The organism is Flagellimonas olearia, assembly GCF_004150225.1.
GTDB classification, from domain to species: Bacteria; Bacteroidota; Bacteroidia; order Flavobacteriales; family Flavobacteriaceae; genus Flagellimonas; species Flagellimonas olearia.
This window is the reverse complement of record NZ_ML142919.1, coordinates 1-3,329: the sequence shown is the minus strand read 5'-3', so window position 1 is coordinate 3,329 and position 3,329 is coordinate 1. Positions and strand designations below refer to the sequence as shown.

The following is a 3,329-nucleotide window of genomic DNA, read 5'->3' as shown; positions in this document are numbered from 1 at the left end:
GGGGAATTAGCTCAGCTGGCTAGAGCGCCTGCCTTGCACGCAGGAGGTCATCGGTTCGACTCCGATATTCTCCACCACGGCAAAGATTGTCCGCTGATCGTTAAACATCGGTGGCGATTCGCCACAAGTTCATTGACATATTGGGACGGAGCGTGATGGTTATACCATCATGGCGAAGTCAAAAGAAGAAACACGAAGTAGAATAGAATATATAAGGATTACGAGAGGGCATTTGTGCTTTTGCACATAATGCGACAAGCAAAAGAAGGGCGTATGGGGGATGCCTGGGCTCTCAGAGGCGACGAAGGACGCGATAAGCTGCGAAAATCCACGGGGAGCTGCACATGAGCATTGATCCGTGGGTGTCCGAATGGGGCAACCCGGCTGGTTGAAGGCCAGTCACACCGCAAGGTGGGCGAACCCGCTGAACTGAAACATCTAAGTAGGCGGAGGAAGAGAAAACAAAAGTGATTCCGAGAGTAGTGGCGAGCGAAATCGGATTAGTCCAAACCAATGTTGTTCCGGCAATGTTGGGGTTGTAGGACCACGGGATTCTTTGCGTGACGAACTGGAACCCTTTGGAAAGAGGGGCCGTAGACGGTGATAGCCCGGTACAGGCAAGGAGCGTTAAAGATAGTGGTATCCTGAGTAGCGCGGGGCACGTGAAACCCTGTGTGAATCCGGCGGGACCATCCGCCAAGACTAAATACTCCTGAGAGACCGATAGTGAACCAGTACCGTGAGGGAAAGGTGAAAAGAACCCTGAACAAGGGAGTGAAAAAGACCCTGAAACCATACGCCTACAAGCGGTCGGAGCCCCTTTGGGGGTGACGGCGTGCCTTTTGCATAATGAGCCTACGAGTTACTTTTACCGGCAAGGTTAAGGCATTCAGTGCCGCAGCCGCAGCGAAAGCGAGTCTGAACAGGGCGCTTTAGTCGGTAGTAGTAGACGCGAAACCGTGCGATCTACCCATGGGCAGGTTGAAGCTGTGGTAACACATAGTGGAGGACCGAACCCGTTGACGTTGAAAAGTCTTGGGATGACCTGTGGGTAGGGGTGAAAGGCCAATCAAGCTCGGAAATAGCTCGTACTCCCCGAAATGCATTTAGGTGCAGCGTTCTGATAGTTATATAGAGGTAGAGCTACTGATTGGATGCGGGGGCTTCACCGCCTACCAATTCCTGACAAACTCCGAATGCTATATAATGTTTCAGGGCAGTGAGGGCATGGGTGCTAAGGTCCATGTCCGAGAGGGAAAGAACCCGGACCATCAGCTAAGGTCCCCAAATATGTGCTAAGTTGACAAAACGCGGTGGGACTGCACAGACAGCCAGGATGTTGGCTTGGAAGCAGCCATTCATTTAAAGAGTGCGTAACAGCTCACTGGTCGAGCGGTCCCGCATGGATAATGATCGGGCATAAGCACATTACCGAAGCTATGGCATCGAAAGATGGGTAGGGGAGCATTCCGTTCTGCGTTGAAGCGGGCCTGCGAGGTCCCGTGGAGCGTACGGAAACGAAAATGTAGGCATAAGTAACGATAAAAGGGGCGAGAAACCCCTTCGCCGAAAAACCCAGGTTTCCCCGGCCATGCTAATCAGCCGGGGGTCAGTCGGGACCTAACACGAACCCGGAAGGGGCAGTGGATGGGCAACGGGTCAACATTCCCGTACCCGCATATCATTAAAAGTGACGGGGCAACTTAGTTGGTGCGTGCTGACGGAATAGCACGTTGAAGCGCAAGCGATAGTACACCAAGGCCACGGCCGCGGTGATAATCCAGCGGCGTTGCCTCCAAGAAAAGCGAGATATGCGGCCCGTACCGTAAACCGACACAGGTGGTTGGGATGAGAATTCTAAGGCGCTCGAGAGATTCATGGTCAAGGAACTAGGCAAAATGGACGCGTAACTTCGGGAGAAGCGTCGCTCCCTTTCGGGGGAGCCGCAGTGAACTGGTCCAGGCGACTGTTTATCAAAAACACAGGGCTCTGCCAAATCGAAAGATGAAGTATAGGGCCTGACACCTGCCCGGTGCCGGAAGGTTAAAGGGAGACGTCAGCCTTCGGGTGAAGCGTTGAACTGAAGCCCCGGTAAACGGCGGCCGTAACTATAACGGTCCTAAGGTAGCGAAATTCCTTGTCGGGTAAGTTCCGACCTGCACGAATGGTGCAACGATCTGGACACTGTCTCGACCATGATCTCGGTGAAATTGTAGTATCGGTGAAGATGCCGGTTACCCGCAGTGGGACGAAAAGACCCCGTGCACCTTTACTATAGCTTCGTATTGACCCTGGGCAAGGGATGTGTAGGATAGCTGGGAGGATTTGAAGCGCTGTCGCCAGGCAGTGTGGATCCATTGTTGAAATACCAGCCTTCGTTTGTCCGGGGCCTAACCTCTAACGAGGAACAGTGCGTGGTGGGTAGTTTGACTGGGGTGGTCGCCTCCAAAAGAGTAACGGAGGCTTCCAAAGGTGCCCTCAATACGGTTGGCAATCGTGTGTAGAGTGCAATGGCACAAGGGCGCTTGACTGTGAGACATACAGGTCGAACAGGTACGAAAGTAGGGCATAGTGATCCGGTGGTTCCGTATGGAAGGGCCATCGCTCAAAGGATAAAAGGTACGCCGGGGATAACAGGCTGATCTCCCCCAAGAGCTCACATCGACGGGGGGGTTTGGCACCTCGATGTCGGCTCGTCACATCCTGGGGCTGGAGAAGGTCCCAAGGGTTGGGCTGTTCGCCCATTAAAGTGGCACGCGAGCTGGGTTCAGAACGTCGTGAGACAGTTCGGTCTCTATCTACTGCGGGCGTAAGAAATTTGAGTGGATCTGGTTCTAGTACGAGAGGACCGAACTGGACCGACCGCTGGTGCGCCGGTTGTCCCGCCAGGGGCATCGCCGGGTAGCTAAGTCGGGATGGGATAAGCGCTGAAAGCATATAAGCGCGAAACCCGCCACAAGATGAGATTTCTTTAAAGGGCCGTGGGAGATGACCACGTCGATAGGCCGTAGGTGGAAGTGCAGCGATGCATGCAGCCGAGCGGTACTAATTGCCCGTAAGCTTGCGCGGCCCTCTCGGGGCTTCCTTGTAAAAACAATACTTCGTTGACTCTTTTTTGGGCCTTGCCAAAGGTCCGTCCCATAATATGTCATATCATGAACATTTAAGATATTGAAGATCTAGGTGGCCATGGCGACGGGGCCCACCCCTTTCCATTCCGAACAGGGAAGTTAAGCCCGTTTGCGCCGATGGTACTGCCACACCAGGTGGGAGAGTAGGTCGCCGCCTTCCTCAAAGCCCGATACATAACGTATCGGGCTTTTTTGTTC

1 tRNA gene and 2 rRNA genes are annotated in these 3,329 nt (G+C 53.6%); all 3 read left to right on the top strand.

Annotated features, from left to right (window positions below):
- The 3 genes from DN53_RS17815 (at position 1) to rrf (ending at position 3,291) form a co-directional block, all read left to right on the top strand.
- A tRNA-Ala gene (locus tag DN53_RS17815) sits at positions 1-77 on the top strand.
- A gap of 174 nt (positions 78-251) precedes the next feature.
- A 23S ribosomal RNA gene (locus DN53_RS17810) occupies positions 252-3,069 on the top strand.
- 110 nt (positions 3,070-3,179) lie between these two features.
- A 5S ribosomal RNA gene (gene rrf, locus DN53_RS17805) occupies positions 3,180-3,291 on the top strand.
- Positions 3,292-3,329: the final 38 nt, after the last annotated feature.